The organism is Aeromonas sp. R5-4 (assembly GCF_040908215.1).
GTDB lineage: Bacteria > Pseudomonadota > Gammaproteobacteria > Enterobacterales > Aeromonadaceae > Aeromonas > Aeromonas veronii.
In genome coordinates this window covers 40,691-67,689 of the sequence record NZ_JBFODG010000026.1, presented here as the reverse complement: position 1 = coordinate 67,689, position 26,999 = coordinate 40,691, and the positions used below count along the sequence as shown (strand labels likewise).

26 protein-coding genes are annotated in these 26,999 nt (G+C 54.7%); 19 read left to right on the top strand and 7 right to left on the bottom strand.

Features of this window, described 5'->3' with window-relative positions:
• The first annotated feature begins 4 nt into the window (after nt 1–4).
• The 5 genes from pepN (at nt 5) to AB5Y83_RS12765 (ending at nt 9,753) form a co-directional block, all read left to right on the top strand.
• Complete coding sequence (gene pepN, locus AB5Y83_RS12785) at nt 5–2,629, top strand: aminopeptidase N (protein ID WP_368175278.1); 2,625 nt, start codon at nt 5–7, stop codon at nt 2,627–2,629.
• Nucleotides 2,630–2,699: 70 nt separating this feature from the next.
• The gene (locus AB5Y83_RS12780) at nt 2,700–2,921 is read left to right on the top strand and encodes a DUF2835 domain-containing protein (protein WP_033136823.1); all 222 of its coding nucleotides are present in this window, start codon (nt 2,700–2,702) and stop codon (nt 2,919–2,921) included.
• 278 nt (nt 2,922–3,199) lie between these two features.
• Nucleotides 3,200–8,038 carry an NAD-glutamate dehydrogenase gene (locus AB5Y83_RS12775; protein WP_368175277.1) on the top strand — a complete coding sequence of 1,613 codons (4,839 nt, stop codon included), beginning with the start codon at nt 3,200–3,202 and terminating at the stop codon, nt 8,036–8,038.
• A gap of 77 nt (nt 8,039–8,115) precedes the next feature.
• The gene (pyrD, locus tag AB5Y83_RS12770; protein ID WP_201974259.1) at nt 8,116–9,126 is read left to right on the top strand and encodes a quinone-dependent dihydroorotate dehydrogenase; all 1,011 of its coding nucleotides are present in this window, start codon (nt 8,116–8,118) and stop codon (nt 9,124–9,126) included.
• Between the two features lie 90 nt (nt 9,127–9,216).
• Nucleotides 9,217–9,753, top strand: coding sequence for a cell division protein ZapC (locus tag AB5Y83_RS12765; RefSeq protein WP_005345444.1), 537 nt, complete (start codon nt 9,217–9,219; stop codon nt 9,751–9,753).
• Here the strand turns inward: AB5Y83_RS12765 and AB5Y83_RS12760 are convergent.
• A complete protein-coding gene (locus AB5Y83_RS12760; RefSeq protein WP_368175276.1) occupies nt 9,741–9,884 on the bottom strand; it encodes a hypothetical protein in 144 nt (47 codons plus the stop codon). The two genes, AB5Y83_RS12765 and AB5Y83_RS12760, sit on opposite strands and share 13 nt — an antisense overlap.
• A 249-nt stretch (nt 9,885–10,133) precedes the next feature.
• On the opposite strand from AB5Y83_RS12760, the gene AB5Y83_RS12755 reads away from it, so the two are divergent.
• From AB5Y83_RS12755 to rmf, 6 genes are all read left to right on the top strand, one after another.
• Nucleotides 10,134–10,397, top strand: a complete 264-nt coding sequence (locus tag AB5Y83_RS12755) for a type B 50S ribosomal protein L31 (protein ID WP_005336598.1) — start codon at nt 10,134–10,136, stop codon at nt 10,395–10,397.
• Entirely contained in the window at nt 10,398–10,523 is a 126-nt protein-coding gene (ykgO, locus tag AB5Y83_RS12750) for a type B 50S ribosomal protein L36 (RefSeq protein WP_005336596.1), read from the top strand.
• Nucleotides 10,524–10,662: 139 nt separating this feature from the next.
• On the top strand, nt 10,663–12,858 hold the full coding sequence (gene rlmKL, locus AB5Y83_RS12745; protein ID WP_368175275.1) for a bifunctional 23S rRNA (guanine(2069)-N(7))-methyltransferase RlmK/23S rRNA (guanine(2445)-N(2))-methyltransferase RlmL: 2,196 nt from the start codon (nt 10,663–10,665) through the stop codon (nt 12,856–12,858).
• Nucleotides 12,858–13,088: a glutaredoxin family protein gene (locus AB5Y83_RS12740; RefSeq protein ID WP_005336588.1), complete on the top strand. Its 231-nt coding sequence runs from the start codon at nt 12,858–12,860 to the stop codon at nt 13,086–13,088. The genes rlmKL and AB5Y83_RS12740 overlap by 1 nt, the downstream gene beginning before the upstream one ends.
• 73 nt (nt 13,089–13,161) lie before the next feature.
• Nucleotides 13,162–15,075: an ABC transporter ATP-binding protein gene (locus AB5Y83_RS12735; protein ID WP_019446383.1), complete on the top strand. Its 1,914-nt coding sequence runs from the start codon at nt 13,162–13,164 to the stop codon at nt 15,073–15,075.
• Nucleotides 15,076–15,236: 161 nt separating this feature from the next.
• A complete protein-coding gene (rmf, locus tag AB5Y83_RS12730) occupies nt 15,237–15,413 on the top strand; it encodes a ribosome modulation factor (RefSeq protein ID WP_010674759.1) in 177 nt (58 codons plus the stop codon).
• Between the two features lie 84 nt (nt 15,414–15,497).
• Here the strand turns inward: rmf and fabA are convergent, their stop codons facing one another.
• The 3 genes from fabA to AB5Y83_RS12715 all read right to left on the bottom strand — a co-directional run bounded on the left by fabA (nt 15,498) and on the right by AB5Y83_RS12715 (nt 18,554).
• A complete protein-coding gene (gene fabA / locus AB5Y83_RS12725) occupies nt 15,498–16,037 on the bottom strand; it encodes a 3-hydroxyacyl-[acyl-carrier-protein] dehydratase FabA (RefSeq protein ID WP_196783564.1) in 540 nt (179 codons plus the stop codon).
• Between the two features lie 98 nt (nt 16,038–16,135).
• Nucleotides 16,136–18,112 (bottom strand): Lon protease family protein, encoded by a 1,977-nt coding sequence (locus tag AB5Y83_RS12720; RefSeq protein WP_005336580.1) that lies wholly within the window; start codon nt 18,110–18,112, stop codon nt 16,136–16,138.
• 49 nt (nt 18,113–18,161) lie between these two features.
• Entirely contained in the window at nt 18,162–18,554 is a 393-nt protein-coding gene (locus AB5Y83_RS12715) for a helix-turn-helix domain-containing protein (RefSeq protein WP_167569712.1), read from the bottom strand.
• A gap of 124 nt (nt 18,555–18,678) precedes the next feature.
• Between AB5Y83_RS12715 and AB5Y83_RS12710 the strand changes: the two genes are divergently transcribed.
• The 7 genes from AB5Y83_RS12710 to AB5Y83_RS12680 all read left to right on the top strand — a co-directional run bounded on the left by AB5Y83_RS12710 (nt 18,679) and on the right by AB5Y83_RS12680 (nt 24,378).
• The gene (locus AB5Y83_RS12710) at nt 18,679–18,930 is read left to right on the top strand and encodes a hypothetical protein (protein ID WP_069526815.1); all 252 of its coding nucleotides are present in this window, start codon (nt 18,679–18,681) and stop codon (nt 18,928–18,930) included.
• The gene (locus AB5Y83_RS12705) at nt 18,917–20,449 is read left to right on the top strand and encodes a replication initiation factor domain-containing protein (RefSeq protein WP_368175274.1); all 1,533 of its coding nucleotides are present in this window, start codon (nt 18,917–18,919) and stop codon (nt 20,447–20,449) included. The genes AB5Y83_RS12710 and AB5Y83_RS12705 overlap by 14 nt, the downstream gene beginning before the upstream one ends.
• A gap of 34 nt (nt 20,450–20,483) precedes the next feature.
• Nucleotides 20,484–20,804 (top strand): hypothetical protein, encoded by a 321-nt coding sequence (locus AB5Y83_RS12700; protein ID WP_023583768.1) that lies wholly within the window; start codon nt 20,484–20,486, stop codon nt 20,802–20,804.
• A 298-nt stretch (nt 20,805–21,102) separates the two neighbouring features.
• Nucleotides 21,103–21,324, top strand: coding sequence for a Flexible pilin (locus AB5Y83_RS12695; protein WP_069526816.1), 222 nt, complete (start codon nt 21,103–21,105; stop codon nt 21,322–21,324).
• Between the two features lie 111 nt (nt 21,325–21,435).
• A complete protein-coding gene (locus AB5Y83_RS12690; protein WP_368175273.1) occupies nt 21,436–22,854 on the top strand; it encodes a hypothetical protein in 1,419 nt (472 codons plus the stop codon).
• A gap of 6 nt (nt 22,855–22,860) precedes the next feature.
• Nucleotides 22,861–23,175: a DUF2523 family protein gene (locus AB5Y83_RS12685; RefSeq protein WP_019446390.1), complete on the top strand. Its 315-nt coding sequence runs from the start codon at nt 22,861–22,863 to the stop codon at nt 23,173–23,175.
• Nucleotides 23,176–24,378 carry a zonular occludens toxin family protein gene (locus AB5Y83_RS12680; protein WP_216977678.1) on the top strand — a complete coding sequence of 401 codons (1,203 nt, stop codon included), beginning with the start codon at nt 23,176–23,178 and terminating at the stop codon, nt 24,376–24,378.
• Between the two features lie 312 nt (nt 24,379–24,690).
• Here the strand turns inward: AB5Y83_RS12680 and AB5Y83_RS12675 are convergent, their stop codons facing one another.
• Nucleotides 24,691–25,722, bottom strand: coding sequence for a DUF2971 domain-containing protein (locus AB5Y83_RS12675; protein WP_368175272.1), 1,032 nt, complete (start codon nt 25,720–25,722; stop codon nt 24,691–24,693).
• 159 nt (nt 25,723–25,881) lie between these two features.
• Nucleotides 25,882–26,232, bottom strand: a complete 351-nt coding sequence (locus tag AB5Y83_RS12670; RefSeq protein WP_069526819.1) for a DUF3653 domain-containing protein — start codon at nt 26,230–26,232, stop codon at nt 25,882–25,884.
• A 115-nt stretch (nt 26,233–26,347) separates the two neighbouring features.
• Here AB5Y83_RS12670 and AB5Y83_RS12665 point away from each other — a divergent pair, with 115 nt between their 5' ends.
• Nucleotides 26,348–26,614 carry a hypothetical protein gene (locus AB5Y83_RS12665; RefSeq protein ID WP_368175271.1) on the top strand — a complete coding sequence of 89 codons (267 nt, stop codon included), beginning with the start codon at nt 26,348–26,350 and terminating at the stop codon, nt 26,612–26,614.
• Nucleotides 26,615–26,633: 19 nt separating this feature from the next.
• Here the strand turns inward: AB5Y83_RS12665 and AB5Y83_RS12660 are convergent, their stop codons facing one another.
• Nucleotides 26,634–26,993 carry a hypothetical protein gene (locus AB5Y83_RS12660; protein WP_368175270.1) on the bottom strand — a complete coding sequence of 120 codons (360 nt, stop codon included), beginning with the start codon at nt 26,991–26,993 and terminating at the stop codon, nt 26,634–26,636.
• Nucleotides 26,994–26,999 lie beyond the last annotated feature (6 nt).

The window sequence follows — 26,999 nt, the reverse complement described above, 5'->3', positions numbered from 1 at the left end:
AATAATGACCGATCACTCCCAGGCCATGACGGCCAAATATCGCCAGGATTATCAGGCGCCGCTCTACTGGATCGACACCATCGACCTCGATTTCCAACTGCAGGAGCCGCTGACCCAGGTCACCGCCATCACCCGCATTCGTCGCAACGGTGAGCACAATGCGCCGCTCGTACTCGATGGTGAACAGCTGACTCTCAAGAGCGTTGCCATCGATGGCATTCCCTGTGACCACTACGAGCAAGGCGAGAGCAGTCTGACCCTGTTCAACCTGCCTGCCGAATGTGTGCTGACCATCGTCACCCTGCTGGATCCGGCTGCCAACACCGCGCTGGAAGGGCTTTACAAGTCTGGCGATGCCTACTGCACCCAGTGTGAAGCGGAGGGCTTTCGCCGCATCACCTATTATCTGGACCGCCCCGACATTCTGGCGCGTTACAGCACCCGCATTACCGCCGACAAAGCCCAGTTCCCCTTCCTGCTCTCCAACGGCAACAAGGTCGACAGCGGTGATCTGGATGGCGGCCGTCACTTCGTACAGTGGCAGGATCCTTTCCCCAAACCCAGCTACCTGTTTGCGCTAGTGGCCGGTGATTTCGATGTCGAGCGCAGCCACTACACCACCAAGAGCGGCCGCAAGGTTGCCCTCGAGATCTTCGTCGACAAGGGCAACCTCGATCGCGCCGGTTTTGCCATGGAGAGCCTCATCAACTCCATGCGCTGGGACGAGCAGCGTTTCGGCCTCGAGTATGATCTCGACATCTACATGATCGTTGCGGTGGACTTCTTCAATATGGGCGCCATGGAGAACAAGGGGCTCAACATCTTCAACTCCAAGTTCGTGCTGGCCAATCCGGCCACCGCTACCGATGGCGACTACCACGGTATCGAACGGGTGATCGGTCACGAATATTTCCACAACTGGACCGGCAACCGCGTCACCTGTCGTGACTGGTTCCAGCTCAGCCTGAAAGAGGGGCTGACAGTGTTCCGGGATCAGGAGTTCTCCTCCGATCTGGGCTCCCGTGGCGTCAACCGCATCAACAACGTGCGTACCGTCCGCGGCCCGCAGTTTGCCGAAGATGCCGGCCCCATGGCACACCCGATCCGCCCGGATGTGGTGATCGAGATGAACAACTTCTACACCCTGACCGTTTATGAAAAAGGGTCGGAAGTGATCCGCATGATGCACACCCTGCTGGGGGAAGATGCCTTCCAGGCCGGTATGCGTCTCTACTTCGAGCGTCACGACGGCTCGGCCGCCACCTGCGATGATTTCGTGCAGGCGATGGAGGATGCTTCCGGTGTGGATCTCGGCCGTTTCCGCCGCTGGTATAGCCAGTCCGGCACCCCCGAGCTGACCGTGACCGACGAGTACGATGCCGCCAGCGGTATCTATCGCCTCCATGTGAGCCAGCACACGCCGCCGACTCAGGATCAACCGCAAAAGCTGCCGCTACATATCCCTCTCGACATCGAGCTTTATGACGAGCAGGGTGACGTCATTGCGCTGCAGTATCAGGGCAAGGCCATCGGCAACGTGCTCGACGTGCTGGAAGCGGAGCAGACCTTCGAATTCGATCGGGTGCCGGTCAAGCCGGTTCCCTCCCTGCTTCGGGACTTTTCCGCGCCGGTCAAGCTGCACTATGACTACAGCGATGAAGCGCTCGCCTTTCTGATGCGCTTTGCCCGCAACGAGTTTGCCCGCTGGGATGCGGCCCAGATGCTGATCAACAAGGCGGTCATCGACGGGGTGGCGCGGGTCCAGCACGGGCAGGGGGTCGAGCTCTCCCAAACCCTGTTGGCCGCCTTCGTCGCCATTCTGGACGATAGCGAACTGGACTTAGCCCTCAAGGCGGAGATCCTGGCGCTGCCCGGTGAAGCGACCCTGGCCGAGCTGTTCGAGGTGGCCGATATCGATGCCATCCATCAGGTACGCGACGCGATCCACACCCGTCTTGCCGAGGCCTTTGGCGCGCGCTTGGCGGCAACCTATCAGAGTCTGCGTCTGAACGGTTATCAGGTGGTGCATGCCGATATGGCCAAGCGAGCCCTCAAAGGGGTAGTGCTCGGTTATCTGGCGGCGCTGGATGCGGAGCATGCCGATGCGCTGGTGCGCGAGCAGTATGCAACTGCCGACAACATGACCGACACCCTGGCGGCGCTGCAGGTGGCCAACGGCTATCTGTTGCCATGCCGCGCTGCGCTGCTGGCCGATTTTGAAGGCAAGTGGGCCAAGGATGGACTGGTGCTGGACAACTGGCTGCGGCTGATTGGCAGCAAACCGGCTGCCGATGTGCTGAGTGAAGTGAAACAGGCGATGAATCACCCCACTTTCAGCATTCGCAATCCGAACCGGCTGCGGGCGCTGATCGGCAGCTTCGCCATGAGCAATCAGGTTCAGTTCCATGCGGTGGATGGCAGCGGTTACCGCTTCCTGACCGATCTGCTGATCGAGCTCAACGAGGTCAATCCGCAGGTGGCCTCCCGCCTCATTACCCCGCTTATCCAGTTCAAGCGACTGGATGAAACGCGCAAGGCGCTGATCCGCGCCGAGCTGAACCGCCTTGCCAACCTTGAGGGGCTGGCACGGGATCTGTTCGAGAAGGTCAGCAAGGCGCTGCAGCAGTAAGTGTCGACGGGGCAGGGGCGTGAATGCGCCTGCCCCTATTGTGTGATTTGTCGTGTGATCAGGAGCAAGTGTGAAGCAATTTACTTTTCGGCTCTCATTGAGCAGTGACGAGGTGATGCTGATGTATCAGGGGCACGCTAGACGGCTGGTGGTGCGCAGCGAACAGGGATTGACCCTGGAACTTGGCATAGAAAAAATACGCCCCTTTGTCGCCATCAATGGTGTGCATGGCTATTTTCGGCTCAAAACTCAGGACGATTACCGCTTTATCAGCCTCGAACGCATAAATTAACAAAAATCGAACAGATTACCGACTGTTTATCTGCTTCGCGTCACTATCTATCCGGTAAACTGGCACAAAGGTAGTGGGAATTTCTGTATTTTGGGTTATTTACAAAATTTATCACAGTTTAAGCCGTGATCTGCACCTTGTTTTTAACATCTCGTTAGCACCTTTCCTCGCCTTCCCTTAGCCAAGCCATTACACTTCGCAACAACTCTGCACCAGCGGGTAACCAGGGTGGTTGCCTCTGCGTCGGTGGTTAATGTCGTCCGATAAGGAATATAAAAATGGCATTGAAAGACGCCCCTACCTCAGTTCTGCTCGAAAACGTTCTCAGCCTGATCCATCAGAAGTTGCCCAAAAACAGTGCCTCTTTGGTCGAACGCTTCGTTGCCAAGTTCTACGGCAACATGGCGAGCTCCGACCTGCACGATCGCAATGACAGCGATCTCTACGGCGCGGCCCTGAGCCTGTGGAATGCCCTCAATCAGCGCAGCGGTACCGATCCCTACATCCGGGTCTACAATCCCGAGCTGACCCGTCACGGCTGGCAATCGCCCCATACCATCGTCGAGGTGATCCTGCAGGACTCGCCCTTCCTGGTGGACTCCATCCGGATGGCGCTTAAACGGCTCAATATCACCGCCCACATGATGCTGCACCAACCGCTGCACCTCATTCGCGGTGCGGATGGCAAGATTGACGCCATTCTGGAGCTCGACAACACCGACGGGCAGACCTCGGTTGAAACGGCCTTCCTTATCGAGATCGATCACCTCACCAGCGAGGAGCAGATGGCCGCGCTGGCTGCCGAGCTCAACTCGGTGGCTGGTGAAGTGGCGCTGGCAGTCGGCGACTGGCAGCCCATGCTGGCCAAGCTCAATGAGATCATTGACGAACTGCCCAAGCGCAAGCACCCGGTCAGCAAGGAGGAGGTGGCCTCCTGCGTTGCCTTCCTCAAATGGGTGGCAGCCCACAACTTTACCCTGATGGGCTATCGCCGCTACGACGTCAAGGCGGTGGAGGGGGATCACGAGATCCTGCCGCAGGCGAGCTCCAGCCTTGGGCTGATGAAAAACTCCATCAAGGAGGTGGGTCAGCGCCTTGGCAACATGCCAGCCAGCGCCCGTCACGCCGCCCTGAGTTCTGACCTGCTGATCCTCACCAAATCCAACAGCAAGTCCCGGGTGCACCGTCCGGCTTATGTGGATTACATCGGCATCAAGCGCTTTGACGAGCATGGCAAGGTGATCGGGGAAGATCGCTTCATCGGCCTCTACGCCTCTTCCATCTACAACACCAGCGCGACCCAGATCCCGCTTATCAGCCATCGTCTCGAACGCATCATGGCCGCCTCCGGTCACGAGAAGGGCTCCCACGCCTACAAGGCGCTGCTGAACGTATTGGAAACCTACCCCCGTGACGAGCTGATCCAGGCCCGCGAAGAGGAGCTGTTGGCTACCGGCCTTGGGGTGCTGGAGATGCAGGAGCGGGACATGCTGCGGCTGTTCGTGCGCCGCGATGTGTACGGCCGTTTCTTCTCCTGCATGGTCTATGTCACCAAGGAGCGCTACAACACGGCGCTGCGGATCAAAACCCAGCAAATTTTGCAGAAATATTTTGGCAGCAACGAAGAGGTGGAGTTCAACGTCTACTTCACCGAAGGCGTGCTGGCGCGGACCCACTACATAGTGCGGGTCAACAACAACAACGTGGATGTGGATGTGAACGAAGTACAGAGCAACCTGATTGAAGCGGCCCGCAGCTGGGACGACCGACTCGACTCCGTGCTGCTCTCTCACTATGGCGAGGCCCGTGGCAACGAGTTGCGCCGCCGTTTCAGCACGGCATTCCCTCGCGCTTACAAAGAAGATGTGCTGCCGGGCTCGGCCGTGGCCGATATCATGGCGCTCGATAACCTGAGCGAAGCCGAGCCGCTGGGCATGCTGTTCTACCGCGCGCAGGAGGAGGAGAACGACCGTCGGGTACGGCTCAAGCTGTTCCATCGCACCGAGCCCATTCACCTCTCCGATGTGCTGCCGATGCTGGAGAACATGGGGCTGCGGGTGATCGGCGAGACCCCGTATCAGGTACGCACTCCGGGCGGTGATCTGTTCTGGATCCTCGACTTCTCCATGTTGCTGCACGGCGAGCAGCCCTTTGATCTGGCCCAGAGCCAGCAACGCTTCCAGCAGGCGTTTGCCGCCATCTGGAACAAGCAGCTGGAAGATGACGGCTTCAACCGGCTGGTATTGGGGGCGGGTCTCACCGGCCGCCAAGTGTCGGTGCTGCGCGCCTATGCCAAATACATGCGCCAGACCGGCGTCTCCTTCAGCCAGTCCTATATCGAAGAGACCCTGACCCGCTACCCCGATATCGCTCAACTGCTGTTTACCCTGTTTGAGCAGCGCCTCGACCCGGCTGGCAAGCAGGATGCCAAAGCAGAAGCCAAGTTGCATGAGGAGCTTGCCACCAAGCTGGATCAGGTCGCCAACCTGGACGACGATCGCATCATTCGCCGCTATGTGGAGATGATCGACGCTACCCTGCGCACCAACTACTACCAGCTGGACAAGGCGGGCAACATCAAGCCCTATATCTCCTTCAAGCTGGCGCCGTCCAGCATCACCGACATGCCGCTGCCGCTGCCCAAGTTCGAGATCTTTGTCTACTCGCCACGAGTGGAGGGGGTACACCTGCGCTGGGGCAAGGTCGCCCGTGGCGGCCTGCGCTGGTCCGATCGCAAAGAGGACTTCCGCACCGAGGTGCTGGGTCTGGTGAAAGCCCAACAAGTGAAGAACACCGTCATCGTACCGGTGGGGGCCAAGGGCGGTTTCTACTGCAAACAGATGCCGGTGGGGGCGCCCCGTGCAGTCATCCAGGAGGAGGGCAAGGCCTGTTATCGCCTGTTTATCCGCGGCCTGCTCGATGTGACTGACAACATCATCGGCGGCGAGGTGATCCCGCCCAAATCCGTGGTGCGTCACGATGAGGATGACTACTACCTGGTGGTCGCTGCCGACAAGGGCACAGCCACCTTCTCCGACATCGCCAACGAGATCAGCCTCGAATACGGTCACTGGCTCGGTGATGCATTCGCCTCCGGCGGCTCGGTCGGTTACGACCACAAGAAGATGGGTATCACCGCCCGCGGCGCCTGGGAGTCGGTCAAACGGCATTTTCGTGAAATTGGCGTCAACTGCCAGACCACCGACTTCACTTGCGTGGGGATTGGGGACATGGCCGGCGACGTGTTCGGCAACGGCATGCTGCTCTCCGAGCACACCCGGCTGGTGGGCGCGTTCAACCACATGCACATCTTCGTTGACCCGACCCCGGATGCGGCCAAGAGCTTTGTCGAGCGCCAGCGGCTGTTCGATCTGCCGGGTTCCAGCTGGGATGACTACAACCGCGAGCTGATATCACAAGGGGGCGGCATCTTCCTGCGCTCTGCCAAGTCCATCAAGCTGAGCCCCGAGATGCAGACACTACTCGGCACCGACAAGGCCAGCATGGCGCCGAACGAGCTGATCAAGGCACTGCTTTGCCTCAATGTCGATCTGCTGTGGAACGGCGGCATCGGCACCTACGTGAAGAGCGCTCGCGAGAGCGATGGGGAAGTGGGCGATCGCAGCAATGACGCATTGCGGGTCAATGGTCGCGATTTGCGGGCCCGCATCGTGGGCGAGGGGGGTAACCTCGGCTTCACTCAGCTCGGTCGGGTGGAGTACGCCAGTCAGGGCGGTCGCATCAATACCGATTTTACCGACAACGTGGGCGGGGTGGATTGCTCCGACAACGAGGTGAACATCAAGATCCTGCTGAACCAATTGGTGGCGGCAGGAGATCTGACCCTCAAGCAGCGCAACCAGATGCTCTATGAGATGACCGACGACGTGGCGCAGATCGTGATCACCAACGCCTATCGCCAGTCCCAGTCCATCTCGGTCACCAGCTTCCGCGGCTCTGAACAACTGAAAGAGCAACAGCGCTTTATTCAGGGGCTGGAGCGGGAAGGCAAGCTGGACCGTGCGTTGGAGTTCCTGCCATCTGATGAGGAGCTTTCCGAGCGGATGGCGGCAGGGCAGGGACTGACCCGCCCCGAACTGGCGGTGCTGGTGGCTTACGGCAAGATGGTGCTGAAAGAGCAGCTCAACTGCCCGGAAGTGACCGACGAGCCCTTCCTCGCCAACATGTTGGTCACCAGCTTCCCAGCCAAGGTGCAGCAGCAGTTTGGTGCCCAGCTGGCCGATCACCCGCTACGCGGCGAGATCATCGCTACCCGGGTGGCCAACATGTTGGTCAATGACATGGGGCTCAACTTCGCCAGCCGGATGAAGGACGAGACCGGTGCCTCGGTCGCCGAAGTGGCCTGCTGCTTTGCCATGGCCCGCGAAGTGTTTGGTATGAACCAGTTGTGGCGCGATATCGAAGGGTGCGACAACCTGGTTGATGCCCAGACTCAGCTCGAGCTTATGTTCTACAGCCGCCGCATTGTGCGCCGTGCCACCCGCTGGTTCCTGCGCGCCCGCAATCGCAGCTGGAGCATCAGCGAGAACATCGCCTTCTTCCGTCCAGCGTTCGAGACCTTAGGGAAGCACCTTTACGAGGTGATGGATGAGAGCGAAGTGGCCGAGCATCGTCAGGCTGTTGCCAAGTGGATGGAGAAACAGGTGCCTGAAGCCATTGCCCGTCAGGTCGCCCATATGAGCAGCCTCTTCTCCAGCCTGGATCTGGCGCAGATTGCCGCGGAGCACAAGACCGATATCCTGCGTGCCGCCAACGTTTACTATCGCCTCGGAGCCAAACTGGATCTGCACTGGTTCCTCGACCAGATTAACCATCAGCCGGTCGGCAACCACTGGCAGGCGATGGCGCGTGCCTCTTTCCGCGAAGATCTTGACTGGCAGCAACGCAGTCTCACTTCTGTGGTACTGGAAGGGTGCAAAGATCAGGGAGAATGCGCTACCATACTGGCCGACTGGATTTCGGAGCATGAGCAACTCTTGTCCCGTTGGACCCACATGTTGGCCGACTTCAAGACCACCAGTACCCACGAGTTCGCCAAGTTCTCGGTGGCCTTGCGAGAGTTGAACCTGCTCCAGTTGAATTGTCGGGCACTTTAATTGCCAGATTAAGGCATGACACCGACATTACACCCAAAGCCCCGGCCAGTTGCCGGGGCTTTCTTTAAGGAGCAAAGATGTTGTACCCCATCGCTAGGCATTTCCTGTTCAAACTCAATCCGGAACAGGCTCACGATCTCTCCATGAAATATTTGCCCCGCCTTCTCGGTACGCCACTCGATTGTTTCTTCCGCCAGAATTTGCCGAAACGCCCCGTCACTGTCATGGGGCTTTCTTTTGCCAATCCGGTGGGATTGGCGGCCGGTCTGGATAAAGATGGTGAGTGCATTGACGCGCTGGGCGCCATGGGATTTGGTTTTATCGAAGTCGGTACCGTCACCCCCAGACCCCAAAGCGGTAATGACAAGCCGCGCCTGTTCCGGGTTATTCCGGCAGAGGGGATCATCAACCGGATGGGATTCAACAACAAGGGGGTGGATCATCTGGTGGCCAAGGTAAAAGAGGCCAAATATCAGGGAGTCATCGGCATTAATATCGGCAAAAACAAAGACACTCCCATCGAACAGGGCAAGGATGATTACCTGATCTGCATGGACAAGGTTTATGATCATGCCGGTTATATTGCCGTCAATATCTCTTCCCCCAACACCCCGGGGCTGCGTTCGCTGCAATATGGCGAAGCGCTGGATGAATTGTTGGCCGCCCTCAAGGTGCGTCAGCAAGAGCTGGCCGCCCAATATAAAAAGTATGTGCCGCTGGCGGTTAAAATTGCCCCGGATTTAAGCCTTGAAGAAATAGAACAGGTGGCCGCTTCGCTGGTGCGTAATGGCATTGATGGGGTTATCGCCACCAATACCACTCTCGAGCGCGAGATGATTTATGACATGCCCCACGCCGGTGAAGCGGGTGGCCTGAGTGGGCGTCCGCTGCAGCACAAGAGTACCGAGGTGATCCGTCATCTGGCCAAGGCGCTCAATGGTGCTCTGCCAATTATCGGTGTGGGTGGTATTGATAGTGCCATGGCCGCCCGTGAAAAATTGGCCGCCGGTGCCAGTCTGGTACAAATTTATAGCGGCTTTATTTATAAAGGGCCGGGGCTGGTCAAAGAGATTGTGACCAATATTTAAGAAATAGATGGCGGAGCCCTTTATTTGACGTTGCTGATTTCCTGCATATGGAATAAAGTCAACTGGTAATTATCAAGTAAGGGCTCCAACATGTTTATCCAACCGACCGATAGCTGGCAATGGCACTATGATGCCCAGAGTGACCGTCTGATGTTGGACCTGTCTGATAACATGTTATTTGCGACCGAGTATAAAGGGCGACAATTGGTGCCCAGCTCGTTTGCAACCCAGCCTTTTTGCGTCGATGATGCAGCCCTCTATTATCAGTTGATGGATAAAGCAGCCGAACTTGAGTGGAGTATTCCCCATCAGGTGCAACTGGTGCTTAATGCCATCGCGGTCAGTCGTTTTTATAAACCCCTGATGCCGCAAAGCTGGTTTTTTAGTGAACAACATCCGCAAGTGATCCCGCAAAATGGTGATCTGGTCCTGATGAATACACCTCATGGCAACGGCGAATTTATGGTCATTGAGGCAGGGGATCAGGCTAGCGTCTGTTTGAACCTCACTGCCGATCTGGTATTGACCACCAGTAAGACCTTGCCGCGTTTCGGGGTGATCAAGGTGATGAATAACCGGATGAAACCGCGTATTACCGTGACCGAGCAATATCGTCAGGTCAGTTGATATATTTTCACCAATCTTTTTATCTCTGTGATTATACCGCTGCCTGTTTTTACTGTGGTCACCTCAATCGCGCCTCGTTTCTGATACTTCATTGATCCGCGAACATCTTGCCCATTCTGATTGATCTTCATGGTTGTGATCCAGCCTCTCCTGAGGCTTATTACATCCTCTTGCACCTTGTATTCTGACCCACGCAGTATCTTGGTCTTCCGTGCTGCAAGCATGGTGCCTTCCTCTTGTTTCGTTCTGCTTGCGTAGTGCCTCCACCTCAGTGTCAACACATCACTCACAGCAGCGATTTTCTTCATACGACATTTTATGATTGAAACGAGAGCTATTCTCACTTACATTTTGTTATAACATAACAAAATGGAGTTGCCATGAAGCCTCATATTCATCCTGATTATCGTTTGGTGCTGTTCCATGACACGGCGGCAGATGCCTTTTTCCTAGTCGGTTCAACCATCAAGAGCGATCGCCGCTATACGTGGCAAGACGGGAAGGAGTATCCCTATGTGTCGCTCGATGTTTCCAGTCAGTCGCACTCGTTTTATACCGGCAAGCAGAAGCAGGTTTCTAGTGAGGGGAGTGTGGCCCGTTTCAACAAGCGCTTTGGCGCATTTTCAAGCAAGAAGGAGTCCTGAATGCAGGTTGTCTGTTCACTCAAATCCGCACGGGCGCGTCATCCCGATTGTCAGTTGGTACGCCGCCGCGGCAAATTGTTCGTGATTTGCAAAAGCAATCCCCGTTTCAAGGCTCGCATGAAGTGATCCGCTAAATGATGTCTGGCCCCATGATCTCGCCATCGGGTAGTCATGGGGCCTTTTACCTTTTCGCCACCTATCAATCTGTTTCCATCCTGCCGTTTGCGCCGACTTTTGCATGCTCCAGCCCGCCTGATGAGGTATAATGCGGCACTATTTTTATGGGTTCCCCGTGAGCGTGATGAAAGAATTTTTTGCAACCTGCCCCAAGGGGCTGGAAAACCTGTTGGCCGACGAGCTGACCACCTTGGGCGCAGAGCAGGTCCGTGAGACCGTGGCTGGCGTCCACTTCAAAGGCGAACTGGCGATTGGCTACAAGGCGTGCCTGTGGAGCCGTTTTGCCTCCCGCATCGTGCTGGTGCTCTCCGAATTCCAGATGAACGACGATCTGGATCTCTATCTGGGCGCCCACACCATCCCTTGGGAAGAGCACTTCTCCGGTACCTCTACCATCGCGGTAGACTTTACCGGTACCAACCCTGTCATTCGCAATACCCAATATGGCGCGCTGAAGATCAAGGATGCCATCGTTGACCGCTTCACCAAGCGCGGTCACGTACGTCCTGACGTGGACAAGAAGTCGCCGGATATTCGCATCATGGCGCACCTGGGCAAGGGCAAGGCCAATATCACGCTGGACTTGTCAGGCCCGGCGCTGCACCAGCGTTTCTATCGTCAGGGCACAGGTGAAGCACCCCTCAAAGAGAACCTGGCCTGCGCCATGATTGCCCGTAGCGGCTGGGCCGGTGAGCCCATGATGGACCCCATGTGCGGTTCCGGTACCTTGCTGATTGAAGCGGCCTTTATCGCCGCCGACATGGCGCCGGCGCTGCGCCGCGAGCGCTTCGGTTTCGATCGCTGGCTGCAGCATGATAGCGAGCTGTGGCAGAGCCTGATGATGGAAGCGCAAGTACGTGCCAAACGTGGCATGCAGCGTTGCGAAGTAAAACTGTTTGGTTGTGATGCCGACCAGCGCGTGCTGCTCAAAGCCCGTGATAACGCCAAAGCGGCCGGTGTGGCCCACCTCATCACCTTCAAGCAGGCCGACGTCACCAAGCTGGAAAACCCGCTGCCGATGCCTGCCCCTGTTGAAGGGGAAGAAGGTCAAGGGGAGGCCCGCCAGGTCGGCATGCTTATCTCCAACCCGCCTTACGGCGAGCGTCTCGGCGAGTTCCCGGCCCTGCTGGAAGTGCATCAGGCCCTTGGCGATGCTCTGCGTCGCAGCTTCCAGGGTTGGAAAGTCTCCATTCTTTCCGCATCGCCCGAGCTGCTCAGCTGTCTGCGCCTGCGCGCCGACAAGCAATATCGCCTGTTCAATGGCGCCCTCGAGTGTCAGCTGCGCAATTATCAAATCGCACTGGACTCCGTGGCTTCCCAGAAAGAGGTGGCGCAGGACTTTGCCAACCGTCTGCGCAAGAATCTGAAAACCCTCGAGAAATGGGCCAACAAAGAGGGCATCGATTGCTATCGCATCTACGATGCCGACTTGCCGGAATACAACGCTGCCATCGACCGCTATCAGGACTATCTGGTGGTGCAGGAGTATGCCGCGCCCAAGGACATCCCCGCCCAGAAAACCCGTCAACGTCTGCTCGACATGGTTCAGGCCGCCATCAAGGTGACCGGGATGGATGGCGAGAAAGTGATCCTGAAGGTGCGCGAGCGTCAGGAAGGCAAACAGCAGTATCAGAAGCTCTCCGAAGAGCAGCACCGGATGGAAGTGCAGGAGTACGGTGCCAGGCTGTGGGTCAACCTCTACGACTATCTGGATACCGGCCTGTTCCTCGACCATCGTCAGACTCGCCGCATGCTGGGTCAGATGGCCAAGGGCAAGCGCTTCCTGAACCTGTTTGCCTATACCGGCAGTGCCACCGTGCATGCAGGTCTTGGCGGTGCCAGCGAGACCACCACAGTCGACATGTCCCACACCTACCTGAACTGGGCGCAGGACAACATGCGTCTCAACTCGCTGGTGGGCCGTCAGCACAAGTTTGTCCAGGCCGATTGCCTGAAGTGGTTGTCTGAAGCCGATGAGCAGTACGACCTCATCTTCATCGATCCGCCCACCTTCTCCAACTCCAAGCGGATGGACGAGAGCTTCGACGTACAGCGCGATCACCTGCTGCTGATGCAGCACCTGAAGCGCCTGCTGGCGGCGGACGGCACTCTGGTCTTCTCCAACAACAAGCGTCACTTCAAGATGGATCTGGCCGGTCTCGAGGCCACTGGTCTCAAGGCCCAGAACATCACCCAGAAGACGCGGCCGAAGGATTTCGAACGTAACCAGCACATCCACAACTGCTGGATCATCACCCATGCGCCGGAGCAAGGTGAGGCGTGATGCTGACCCTGTTTCATACCGACGGTTGCCACCTGTGCGAGCAGGCCTGGGCGCTGGTGGAGGAGGCTGGTCTTGCCACCGCTACCCGCCAATGTGACATCATGGATGATGAGCAGTGGCTTGCCGCCTATCGTGTGCGCATTCCGGTGCTGCGTGACGAGGCTGGCCGCGAGCTCGGCTGGCCTTTCACGCTGGTGGAGCTCAAGGGCTGGGCCGCCCGTCAGGGGTGAGAGTGATTTGACGATAAAACGGGGGCAGACCCAGTCTGCTGCCCGTTTTTTTCATATGAAATAAGGAACACACATGGCTCTTTTAACATTGCACGGCGCATGTCTGTCGTTCAGTGATTTCCCGCTGCTCGACAATGCCGAATTGACCATCGAGCGGGGCGAGCGCCTCTGCCTGGTTGGCCGCAACGGGGCGGGCAAGTCCACCCTGATGAAGGTCATTGCTAGCGAATTGCCGCTGGACGACGGGCGTCTGGTGCTGCAACAAGATTTGAAAGTGACCCGCCTTGAGCAGGATCCGCCTGCTTCCAGCGAGCTGACGGTGTTTGACTATGCCGCTGAAGGGCTGGCGGGGGTGGGGGAACTGCTCAAGCAGTACCACCACATCTCCATGGAGCTGGCGCATGATCCGTCAGATGCCAACATTCGCAAGATGAGCGAGTTGCAAGAGCAGCTCGATTATCAGAACGGCTGGCAATTCGAGACCCGTATCAGTCAGGTGTTGACCCTGCTGGGGCTGGATCCTGACGTGACCCTCGACAGCCTCTCCGGCGGCTGGCTGCGCAAAGTGGCGCTGGCCCGTGCGCTGGCTTGCGATCCCGACTTGTTGCTGCTCGATGAGCCGACCAACCACCTGGATATCGAAGCCATCAACTGGCTGGAAGATTTCCTCAAGGATTTTCGCGGCGCCATCGTCTTTATCTCTCACGATCGGGAGTTCATCCACAAGCTGGCGACCCGGATCATCGATCTCGATCGCGGCGCCATCACCTCCTGGCCGGGCAACTACGACGAGTATCTGCAGGGGAAAGAGGAGTGGCTGAGGGTCGAAGAGCTGAAAAATGCCGAGTTCGACCGCAAACTGGCCCAGGAAGAGGTGTGGGTGCGTCAGGGTATCAAGGCTCGCCGTACCCGTAACGAAGGTCGGGTGCGCGCCCTTGAGGCGATGCGGATGGAGCGCAGCCAGCGCCGCGAGCTGCAGGGCAAGGCCAAGCTGCAACTGGACGAGGTCAATCGCTCCGGCAAGCTGGTGTTCGAGACCGAAGGGCTGGGGCTGGATTTTGGCGATCGCACCCTGTTCAAGGGGCTCGATCTGCAGGTACTGCGCGGCGACAAGATTGCGCTGGTCGGCCCCAATGGCTGCGGCAAATCGACCCTGATCAAGCTGTTGCTGGGTCAGCTTGAGCCAACCCGTGGCACCGTCAAGGGGGGCACCAATCTGGAGGTGGCCTACTTCGATCAGTACCGCGAGCAGCTCGATCCCGAGCAGACAGTGGTGGACAACGTGGGTGAGGGCAAGCAGGAGGTGATGGTGCGTGGCCGCTCCCGTCACATTCTTGGTTACCTGCAGGACTTTCTGTTCGAGCCCAAGCGGGCCCGTACGCCGGTCAAGGCGCTCTCCGGTGGCGAGAAGAACCGGCTGCTGCTGGCCAAGCTGTTCCTCAAGCCCAGCAACCTGCTGATCCTCGATGAACCGACCAATGATCTGGATGTGGAAACGCTGGAGCTGCTGGAAGAGCTGCTTTCCGACTACCCCGGTACCCTGCTGCTGGTCAGTCACGATCGTCGCTTCATCGACAACACAGTGACCGGCTGCTGGCTGTTTGAAGGGGATGGCCGCATCAGCGATTACGTGGGCGGTTACGCCGATATGATGGCGACCCGTGAACAGCAGAATGCCCAGCAACAGGCCAGGAGTGCACCGGTCAAGGCGCCCGAGCCGGTCGTTGCCGCCGCGCCAGAAGCGCCGAAGAAAAGCAAGAAGCTCTCCTACAAGCTGCAGCTTGAACTGGAAGGGTTGCCTGCTCGTCTTGAGCAGCTGGAAGCCGAGCTGGATGCGCTGCAAAGCGAGATCAACCAGCCCGGGTTCTTCTCGCTGCCGGCAGATAAAACCCAGCCGAAACTCGATGCCCTCAATGCCGCTGAAGCCGCGCTGGAGCAGGCATTTGCTCGCTGGGAAGAGCTGGAAGGACTCAAAAATCAGGAGTAAGTTCCCTGTAATTAAAACTTAATCCAGTTCAGTGCCTTGTGTCACATAGCCCGGTTAGGGTGGAAGTTTTTGTTTGACCGAGTGCGCTCGCAGGAGTAAAGATGAAAGCGACCGATGCAGAATTGGTCGCTTTTTTTGTTCCACGAAGAGGGTCGTAGATGATGAAGAGACAGAAGCGGGACCGTCTGGAAAGAGCTCGTGCTCGTGGTTATCAGGCTGGCGTGGTCGGCAAACAGAAAGAAGCGTGTCCGTATCAATGCCTGGATGCCCGAGGGCATTGGCTTGGTGGTTGGCGTGACGCCATGGAAGGGCGGGGCTCAGGCCTCTTCATGAAGTAGCAGGTACTTCATCACTCATTACAAAAGGAAAGGGGCCGTTGTGGCCCCTTTGCGTTAATGCTGTTTTACCACCAATCAGAGAGATCAGAATGCGGTGGTATCTTTGAACAGGCCCACTTTCAGGTCGGTGGCGCTGTAGATCGGACGGCCGTCGACTTCGACCACACCATCAGCAATCCCCATCACCAGCTTGCGGTTGATGACGCGCTTGAAGGTGATCTTGTAGGTCACTTTCTTGGCAGTCGGCAGGATCTGGCCGGTGAATTTCACTTCACCTACGCCCAGAGCACGACCCTTGCCGGGGCCACCTTTCCAGCCAAGGAAGAAGCCAACCAGCTGCCACATGGCATCCAGACCGAGACAGCCCGGCATCACGGGATCACCCGGGAAGTGGCAATCGAAGAACCAGAGATCCGGAGTAATGTCGAGCTCAGCCAGGATCTCGCCCTTGCCGTGTTCGCCGCCGTTGTCATTGATCTTGACGATGCGGTCCATCATCAACATGTTGGGGGCAGGTAGCTGACTGTTACCCTCACCAAACAGTTCGCCACGGCTGCAAGCCAGCAGCTCTTCACGGGTAAAAGAGTTCTTGCCCTGTTCGCACAGGGAAAGGCGGGCTTCCATGGTGGTATTGTCTACGGTCACGCGGTATTTCCTTCAAATGGGTCAAAGCCGGGTCAATTTAGCTTACAGTTGTTCGCTAAACAACTCCGATCACTTCATCAGCGGCCAAACAGGCGCCCCAGCAGGGATTGCAGCAGTCCGACTTTGGCAGTAGAGCCGTTCAACTCGTCCAACCGCTCCTGAATACGGCCAAACAGGGTATCGGGCATATCAGGCTCACCGGCGACACAGCCAGTCAGCAACTCGATGGCCTCTTCCACATGATCCACCGGGTGGATGTGGAACTGGCCCGCTTCAACCGCTGCAATCACCTCGTCAGAGAGGTTCAGCTGCTGGATGTTGGTGCCCGGCAAAATGATACCTTGCTTGCCGGTGATGCCGTGGATTTTGCACACCCGGAAGAAGCCTTCAATCTTCTCGTTCACGCCACCAACGGCCTGCACATTGCCAAACTGATCGACCGCACCGGTCACGGCGAAGTGCTGATAGATAGGCTGGCGGGCGAGGGCAGAGAGCAGAGCACACAAGCCGGTCAGGGATGCGCTGTCGCCATCAATTTCGTGGTAAGACTGCTCGAACACCAGATTGGCCGACAGGGGGGAGGGGTTCTCTGCGCCAAATTTGTTGGACAGATAGCCGTGGATGATCATCATCGCCTTGGCGTGGATATGACCGGCCAGCTCCGCTTTGCGCTCGATATCCGCCACATCGCCATCACCAAGGTGTACGGTCGCGGTGAGGCGCACCGGCTCGCCGAAGTCATAAGGGTGACCGGAGACCTGAATGACAGACAGGCCGTTGATCTGGCCAATCTCTTCGCCATCGGTTTGCAGCAGGATCTGGCCGTCGATAACCCCCTGATCGGACTGCTCAACCAGATAGTTGAGGCGGTAATCCTGCTCTTCCAGTGCGCCGCGAATATGTTCGTCGGTGACCACATCAGATTCCAGCTCCCGGGCCAGACTGTCAGCCATCCGCATGATGGCGGAGAGCTGTACCTCGGAGAGGGAGAGCCACTCTTGATGATCGCACAGACGGCTGGCGTGCCGGCATAGCGCGGCGAGGGCGGCTGGCGTGAAGTCCAGCAGGCTCCAGCGCTGGCGCAGCCAAGCCAGGTACTGCAGAAATTCCTGCAGATCCTCTTCAATATTGACCTCGGAAACCAGGTCTGCGCGCAGGAAGATACGTTCGGACATATCCCGATCCAGCATCTGGAACTCGGCCACGTCCAGTCGGTCACCGACCAGGATCAGCTTGAGCTTGATAGGGGTTGCTTCAGGCGCGAAGAAGGGGGTCAGAGTTTTCCCTTCCTGATAGGCGTTCCAGTCCAGCTCGCCTTTTTGCATGGCATTTTTCAGTTTGAACCAGAGGTGTGGCTGATCCAGCAGCTCATCCAGTTGCAAAATGAGGTAACCGCCGTTGGCTTCGCGCAGCAAGCCAGGCTCCAACAGGTGCTGGTTGGCATAGACAGAGCCTTGCTCGGTCTGGTAGTTGATGGAGCCAAACAGGGTATCCCAGTTGAGGTCACGGCCATAAATTACCGGCGCTTCCTGCGCTTCGTGGTGGATCAGCAGGTTGATCAGAATGGGGTGCTGGAACTCCAGACCCAATGCCACGTGAGCCGCCAGATCGGAGAGGAAATCATCGATTTTCGGATCATTGTTCTGCTTGCGCATGATGCGGGTCACGATGCGTTCGGCATCGAGATGGTGGCTCAACAGCTTGAGCAGCTCGCCAACCATTTCGCAAAACTCGACGCCGGTGCCCGGTTGCAGGCGCAGCCAGATAGGCTTGTAGGGGTTGTTCAGATTCTCGGTGTAGCAGAGATCAAACAGGTCACCATCCTTGCCATTGGAGTCGGCAATCAGCGTCTGGCAAACGCCTTCGTAATCTGCGCCGGGAAACCCGTTGAGCAGCATGACCGGACAGTCACCATCAAAACTGGCAAGACGTTTGATGCCGGAAATGGCTCTGGGTTGCAGCGCAGCAAAGGGGATAGGTTCAAGCTCGCTGAGCTTGGGGAACTGTTCAATCGCAAAAGCGGGTTTTAATTGTTCTGATGTTAATTCAGCCACTTAAGACATCCGGTCGAAGATAGGATCAATTGTTGCCATTATACACAGTTCAATAAGTGGTGACAGGGAACAAGATACTCGATTTAACATAATATACATTATGCGCAGTGTTGTCTGGCCCGTGGCTGGGGGTCAGGAACATAGCTACCGCAAGGGCTACAGCTGTGCCTGTACCTTTTGTGTACTTCGCTAAAATGTCATACCAAGCGCGTTTTAGCTCGGGATTGGTTTCCCTGACTGCGGCCAGATTTAGCAGTACTTCTTGCACGTCCAAGCCGATCTCCTCGGCAATCTTTTTTGCTGTTGCATCAGTGAGTTGCGACTTTCCTTTGTTCACCGCAGAGATATAGGAAGTGGTAAATCCCAAGTCTGCGGCGACTTCCTGCAACTGGCTGTACTTTTTGGCCCTCATGTAGGCTTGAATCAGCGTATTCGAGTCCATCTTTTTGTCTCCTGAGTGGTTAGACAATCGGCCCATCATACCGATTTTGGCAAAAAACGGCTTGTTCCCATTCAACAATTCGTATGATTGAATCCATTCAACAAATCATTTGAATGCATGAACCATGACCCACTTTAGCCCACAAAACCTTGATCTGCCTGCTCTCATTGAGCGAAAGGTTTATTGGCAGGCTGAACCGACTGGCGATCTCTCCGCCTGCATCGCGGGTCAGGTCGAGATGTTTCGGGATCTGCATGAGCTGCGGGTCTATCTGTCCATGACGTACCCCGATACCGTGTTCGAGCTGGTCGAAGTGACCGAGGACACATGGCAAGGTTTCTATGATCAGGGAGTCTTTTTCGATGACTGGTCATAACTCCGTGATGCCGATAAATAGCGTTATCGGCACCAAAACCCTGATCGATTATCTGTCCTTCACCTGGGCGCCGACCGAGTTGCGCCAGATGACCGAGCTTGCCAAGCAAGGTGCGCTCTTGAAGGCTATCCCGCGCTTTGACACCAAGGTAAAAGCCCTGCAAGCGACGTTCTCTGAGCCTGCTGTCGAGGGTCTGCGTTACCTGTGGAAGCGTCCGGTCGGTTTCGCTCCCCTCACCCACTTTGACAAGGTGTCAGAGCGGCTCTGTGATAAGGCGCAGCGGTTGGGCGCAACCCCTGCCCCTACTGCGGCGCGTGTCTACGACAAGGCCACCGAGCGGTTGAGCCTCAAGGGTGTGGTCAAGTCCCCTGCCCCCGTCTTTACCCCTTCCATGACCGAAATGATGGAGCGGGCCTTGCACTCTAACTACCGATCTCGGGCCGACATGCGCAAAGAGCTTAAAGCTGTCTGCGCATCCCTGCTCAAGTTCTCCCAGTTCGAGGTGGTCGAGGGTGCCAAGTATTGGGAAGCCTACAACGATTTGATCGACTGCTACGGGGTGCAATTTCTCGATGCCCTGTGCTGTTCCGAGATCGAGCTGTGGCTGGAAGAACTGAACACCAAGATCGGGGTGCCTATCCCCGAGCCTCGTTTCACTATGCGCCCTCGCCGCTCCGGTCTGCATGGTTACGCCAACTCGGCCGACCTGCTGTGTGATGGCCTCCCCTGTGGCCTGATTGGTTGGGGTGCTGCCAACCACGGTTGCATGGTGAGTTTTTCCGGCGTGGGTTGTGCCGCCCTCGATATGCAGGCTTTGCACTCCGTTATCTCTCACATCCCATCGGTTCGCATCACTCGGGTAGATTTGGCGCTCGATGACTACAGCGGTGAGGTGATCAGTTATCAGGGGGCCATTGATGGCGCTCAGGCTGGCGAGTTTCATCCAGAGCGGGGCCGTGCTCCGGCGTGGATGAAAATCGAATCCGGCGAGTTCGTCATATCCGAGATTGCCAAGGGCATCGTAAAGCGGTTTGGCATGGCACCGACCAAGGGTTGCTCTTTTTATGTGGGCAGCCGGATCAACGGTAAATGTGCTCGGGTATACGAAAAGGGTAAACAAATGCAATCGGCAGAGAACCCAAATTGGGTACGCGCCGAAGGCGAGTTACACAATAAAGACCGGATAATACCGCTCGATGTATTGATTAATCCCGACCCTTATTTTGCTGGGATGTATCCGCAATTTGCCAAATGGCTTGATGCTATTAAGCAGTCGGAATCTGTTCCGGTACGTGTGACCACGTTTAAAAACAAGTTCAAGACCAGTCGGGACAATGCAGTTTTTCATATGTCTCGGATGGCGGGCCGCCTTGTTAATTGGTTAGCAAGTGTTGAGGGGCTCGCCCCTGAAACGATTGTTCACCAATTAACAGCGCATCTTAAAGAAGATGATATTCCAGCGCGGTTAAGAATGCCGCTACCACCCGAGTTTATATCGGGTGAACATTGTTTAGTTTGACCTATAAATCAGGTTCTTCAACGAGGTAAATATTATGTCCCTGCTCACTGGTGTTTTGGTAACTCGTGTTACTCATGGTTATGGTGTGTCCCGTAAATCTGGCGCTCCTGTCCCTTATGACTTCGCACAAGTGGAATATCTGGCTCCGGCAAATAATGTCAACAAACCCGAGTGCAATATCCACTCATGGGGTTATGAAGTTCGCCAACTGGCCCTTCGTAATGATGCGGCGACTATCAAAGAAATGGCCGACTGCCCCAAGCTGGTTGCCATTGATCTTGTGCTTGAAGCAGATCCCCAGAATCCGACCCGAAATGTGGTTGTTGGCTTCCAGCCTAACAAAAAGCCGGTATAACCGCCGCGCACCGAGGAGGAGGAGCGAGAGCGCGCAGCGAGCGACGACGAGGGCGCGATAATGCTTTGTCTAGATATTACCTCCGAGGGATATGCTCGATTATCCGAGGGGGATGCTTGTAAATATGTGCTCCTGACTGTGCAGGAGCATTCCAGACTCACGGATATATCAAACTGGTTCCAGTTCGATATATCCACTGTGGGGATTGCCTTTGGCTCTGGCCTTGCTGTCTGGGTCTTGGGCGTAAAATTGGGCGCAATTGCCCGTGTAATTGTTGGTGCAAAACGAGGATAAAATAATGAAAAAAGTATCAGGCTTGTTCCGTAATGCTTGCATTGCGGCTGTGTGTGGTCTGTCTGCCAATGCGGCAATGGCCGAAGGAACCGGACTTGCTGATGCAGCAGGTAAAGCGATGGAAGCAGCACAGGCTGACGTAACCGCCACCTCTCCGAAGGTGTTGCTGGTTGTCGCACTGGTGACCGCTACAGGTATCGTGATTTCCCTGATCCGTAAAGCCTAAACCATGTCCCTGCTTATCGGGACGCTCTGGTTTTTGTTCTTTGTCGAGGGATGGCGAACATCCTTCTCTATTTAAGGCGGCTCCGGTCGCCTTTTTTATATTGGGGGCTGTGTGCGTTTAGGTTGGCTTTTACTGTTATTTCCATCGGCGGCATTTGCTATTGCGGGCTGTCCTGTCGGTGTGCAATTGGGTAACGTCACTATGGCAACTCCATTACCTGTTTGTCTTAAATTTGAAGGCTCTCAGCTTGGTGGCTGTTTGGTTGCTTGTAATGGTGTGTGTGTAGAGTTGCCGCTGGCAAATACCAAGGGGCCAGTGGAAACTACCGGAACGGCTTGCAATATTACCGAGAATGGTAGTGGCAACGGCGATTCAGATGGCAGTGGTAATACGCCAAATGAAGGCTCTACCGGAACTAAACCTATTGATGGTTGGCTTGACTTTCAACCTGTGATTGGTGATGCCACCGGAACATCTGTTTCGGGTGCTGTTGCCAAGCTGAATAAAAACCTTGGTGTTGCTCTGCGTCAGGTGGTAGACAGTACCAAGCGAGATTCAAATAATATTAATTCTATTGCTCATAGTGCCGAGTCTTTTTCTCGGGATATGAAAGATGCGCTTTATCATATAAAGCAATCATCTAGTCAATTGTCTCAAGTTAATGGCAATCTTGGTGGTGTGGCTGCGGCTCTTAGTACCACAAGGGATTATTTGCAATCTATAGATGTTAAGTTGAGTAATCTTGGCTCTGGTTCTTCTGGTGGCGTTCCTTCTTCTGTTGCGTCTGACGTTGCTGGTATTTCCTCAATGATGGGTGCCTCTTTAAATATGATGTCCAGTATTCAGGGCAACACAAATGGTCTCAATAATAAGCTTGACGACATTTCTGGAAATACTAAGGCAACCTCTTACTTTGCCAAGGATATGAAAGACTCTCTGAAAAATATTGAGCGTTCTTTGGGTGGTGGTGGTTCTGGTTCTGATGGTGGTTCATCTGCTTGGACTTCTTCTGACATTGCTTCACTTGTTGAGAGTGCCGGAACTACTGCAAACCAATCTGAGCAACAGACGTATGTTTTGCAAGATATGCGCACTGCTCTTGAGATTATGGCCGAGAAGGCTGGCAACGGTGGTAACGGTGACGGCAACGGTTCTGGTGACGGCTCAGGTGTAGACTATTCCAAGATGCCCGGATCAGGTGGTAACCCGCTCTCTGTTAAAGAGGGTAAGTATTCCTCTGCATGTTCTGGTAATGACTGTTTCTTTGATGTGGCAGCCATTCAAAAGAAACTGGATGAAGCAAACAAGGCTATCTCTGACAAATACAAAGATATTGGCGATGAAGTCAGGGATATTTTTGATTTTCAGCTTTCCGGCTCTGCTGGGGTTATCGAGTGCTTCGACTTCTTCACTTATGGCGGAAAAGACTATCGGGTTTGTCCACCTGCAAAAGAATATTGGAACATCATCGCTGCACTGATGATGTTTATTTTCTACTTCATTGCGTTCGCAATTGTATTTAAGAGGTAACACGTCATGGAATGGCTTGGTGAGTTCTTTAATTCGTTCTTCAACGATATATATCAACTGGCTGTGCAGTTCGGTGCATGGCTGGCAATCAGAATGGCGGTGCAATGGGTAGAGTTTAAATTGTTTATGCTCACCTTCACATGGGACGTTGCCAAGCAAATTTTGGTGAACGTTCACTTTAGTGAAATGATCTCCCAATCCTTTAATGCCCTCCCCGCCGACTTTCGCTCGATGCTGCTCTTTATCCATCTGGATAAGGGGCTCGCCATCCTGACGCAAGCCTTCGTTACCCGCTTCCTGCTGAACATCATGGGGTGGTAAATGTCCATCAAGATCCACCACGGGGCGCCAGGCTCTTACAAATCATCAGGGGCCATCCACACCGATGTGATCCCCGCCATCAAGGCAGGCCGCCACATCATCACCAACGTTCGCGGGTTCACCGCCGAACGCTGCAAAGAGGTACTGGGTAAGGCTGTGCCCGATGAGTTCAAGGTGACTTACATCGACACCGAAGCCCAAGAGGGCCGCGACCACTTGGCCCGCTTCTACCACTGGGCACCGAAGGGGGTGTTCTTTCTGGTCGATGAAGTGCAGCGGATCTTTCCGCCTGCATGGCGTCAGAGCGACCTAGACCGACTCGATTATCCCGGTGGGCCGGAAGTCGCCAAGGCTGACGGGCGACCGGAAACCATAGACGTTGCCTTTGATATGCACCGTCACCACAACTGGGATTTCGTCTTTACTACCCCGAACATCAAAAAGGTTCACGCCGTGATCAGGGCCGCGTCAGAGACGGCGATCAGACACACCAACATGAAGATATTGGGCTTTGGGAAGCGCTATAAAACGGTCTTGCATCTGGCAGACAACAGCGGTGCATCCATGTCCGATGTTCTGCAGGCCAAGCCATTCAACAAGGTGCCAAACTATGTTTTCAAGCTCTACGACTCAACTACAACAGGCCAAGTCACGGATACAATCGCGGGTAGCTCGATTCTGCGAGATCCTAAAATTCTGTTTTTTCTGGGTGTTATTGGATTCTGTCTCTATTTTGGCCTCATTAAGCCGGAATTTATTGATAAGCCTAGTAAGGCCCCTGCGCCCTCTCCTGCCGCTGCTGCGACTTCTGGGGCGGTGGGTACTTCGCCCACTGCTGGGGTACGTCCTAGCGGCGCTCCTGTTGCGTCTGATAGCGGGGTTCTTTCTGTAGGCCCGTTCGCGGGACACAAGCTGATCATCAGTTGCCATGTGTTGGTAAAGGATGAACGGGGATCATATCGGGTCGAGTATTGCTTTGCCCTGCGCAAGGGGGACGATGTGCAACCCGTTTACAGTGACGACTGGCCGGATCAACTGGCCAGTGTGGACGCTATGAGCGCCTGCCATGCTGTGGTGAAGTATCAGGGCAAGCCTGTTGACGTTTATTGTGATCCAGAAGGTGACGCCCTGCGCCGTAAATACAATGCGGCCCTCTTTGCTGGCGGTGATACCAAAAACAAACCAAGTGATGACCGGACATAATTAGAGCCGGCTCTGAAGTACGGCATCTTTTCGCTGTACTGAACGAGCTGGCGGGCAAGCGATAGCGCGGCAGTTTTATGCTAACTGCGCAACGCGGATATTTATGTTAAATATGGCTGTTTATGCCACAAAGAACAGGGGCGGTAGCCCCTACAAGCCGCCCTCTGTTGTCCATTTGACCTCCAAAAGCCTCGCGGCGGAACATGCCCATCTGCCCCAGAGACTGGATCACCCCCTTCCCTGCAAAACTGGCTTTTAAGGCTTTCCGGCTCAGAGAAAGATAAACGCTACAGCGCGTAACTGAATTTTAAATCAATCTATATTAAAATAATCATCATTTAATGTTTTTGCTGTGAGTTCAAATCGTTCTTTTCCAATTGAAAAATAATGCAGGTCCACATGTTTCAGTGGATGCCTGTCATTTTTAATTGATGTGTATATGGCCTTAACCTTTTCTTTTGGCGCTCTACATCCGAAATAAATTTCCGTTATGGAGTTAGGATCTATTTCTTGTAAAAATGATATGCTTGGAAACTCAGCCAGAGTAGAAAGCATAACAAGTGAGACTGTGTTGCCATTTATTTTGTACAAATTTGGCTTTTTGGTCTTTGTAATCGCCTTTTTCTCTAACAATGAGGATATGGCTTTTTTCGCATGTATCAAAATATGCTTGCCTAAACTTTTAACTATTATTTTTTCGTTAAGATCTTTGGCTAAAATATGGGTCGCATGTAGATATGACAAAATGCACCTGTGTTCTTTTTCATATATCCACTCATCACTCTTTGTTAGGAAGTGGCGTAAAAATGCATCTGGTATGATGTCATCGGAACTTAATTTCCTGTTAATATCAAACCTATAGTTATCGTAGTTAACTTTTCTTGGAGTTAAAATTGACATGCAATAATCAGAAAAAAGTGATTCATCATCTGCAAGTTGAACATCTGTTTTCTTTATAAAGTCAGGTTTGAATCCAATACACATTCCCTTATGGTGGTCTCCGTAGTGTGCCCACATAAGAGAATTTCTTTGTGTTTCAGAAAGAGATACAATCCCATTACTTTGAATCATATGTGAAATTGCTTCAATATAATGTTCAGGGCATGGTTTATTTAAAATAACCTCCATAGCCTGTTTTATATTTGAGCTTGGTTGGCATTCATAAGGATCGTTTAGATGAGCTGGTGTAGAGATCTTGATGGTTGGATTTTCAAAAAAATCAACGCTCATTAGGCTGGAGTATTTGTAGTAGGTATCCATGTTTCCCCCGTGTAGTAATACGGGGGGAATTCTACCCCATCCCCTACCCTCTCGGAACCCTCCCAGCCTCGATGGTGGGGCCATACGGGCAACCTCTCGGCTCAGGCCCACTCGGGCGAGTGTTTAGAGCAGGGGCGCTCTTACTAAAGCGCGGGGGGCGCAGCCTCCAGCTTTTGCGGCGCTACGCGCCGACATATGTCTTTTCTATCAACCCAACAAAATGGGGGCCGCAGCCCCCAAACATCACATCACGCCCAGCTTTTTCCTCCAGTAGAAGGCTTCCATCTGCCGTTCGGATCTCTCCGCTTGGATGATGGCTATGGCCTCCAGCCTTCGCCTGTCGTAAGTGACTCCTGTCGGGGAGACAAGGCAATCATTCTTCATACGCCAGCCTTCCCATTCCTTCCAGATAGTGGGCAACTCCCTACCCGAAGCCATACGCATAAGCCGTTTATAGGCAGGTGGGATCTCTTTGCCCTTATCCCAATATGTGACCTGCCTCACAGAAACAAAACAAAGATTGGCCGTCTCTTCAATTGATAAACCGCACTCAAACCAACGAAAAATGAAGTTTTTGGTCAACTCTCGTTCCATCCAAGTAAATACCTGATAAACCAGCAAAATTGCGTGGAGTGGCTTATCGGCGGGTTTCGGATGGGCATTTAACAAAACGTCGCATTATGCGCAATATCGGATACAGGAGGATAGAATGAAGAAACCTGAGCAATGGAGCCGTTTTGATGCGGTTGACGGCTTGGCCACTGAGGCCGACATGGTTGCGTATCTGCAGGCAGCCCTTGAAGATGGTGATCCGGTGCTGCTGACAGCGGCGTTTGATGATGTGGAGCGTGCTCGCGCCAAACTGCGCGGCCAGCCGCGCTACACACTGGAAGAACTGCTGGCTCAGTGTGACCCCAATGCCGCGTCACCAGGTGAAATGGATTGGGGCCAAGATAATGGGCAAGAGAGATTTTAACTACAGGCCCCTTAATGCTTTACTCGTCAGTGCCATACATCCCGAAGTTCACAGTTCCTTCTTCAGCTGGCAAACCGATGTTCACATGATGAGAGTTAAAGAAATGGAGCTTGCCATTCTGGTCATAGGAAAAAGTGAAATGGCCATCATCTAAAAAAACGCCTTTTATCGTGGTCACACCATCGATGACTGTACGTTCAAAGCTTTTCAGATGAGCAACGTTAGTTACACCAACCTTCTTGATGACAGGTAAAGACACTTTCATCTCTCCATTTTCATCGCGAGTCATCACTGCACCAGATTCATTCTCAACACGAATGCTTTTAGCTTGAGAAAGATCTACTTTCTGGTTATTAAGGGTGAATTCATAATCGGACATGCTTGT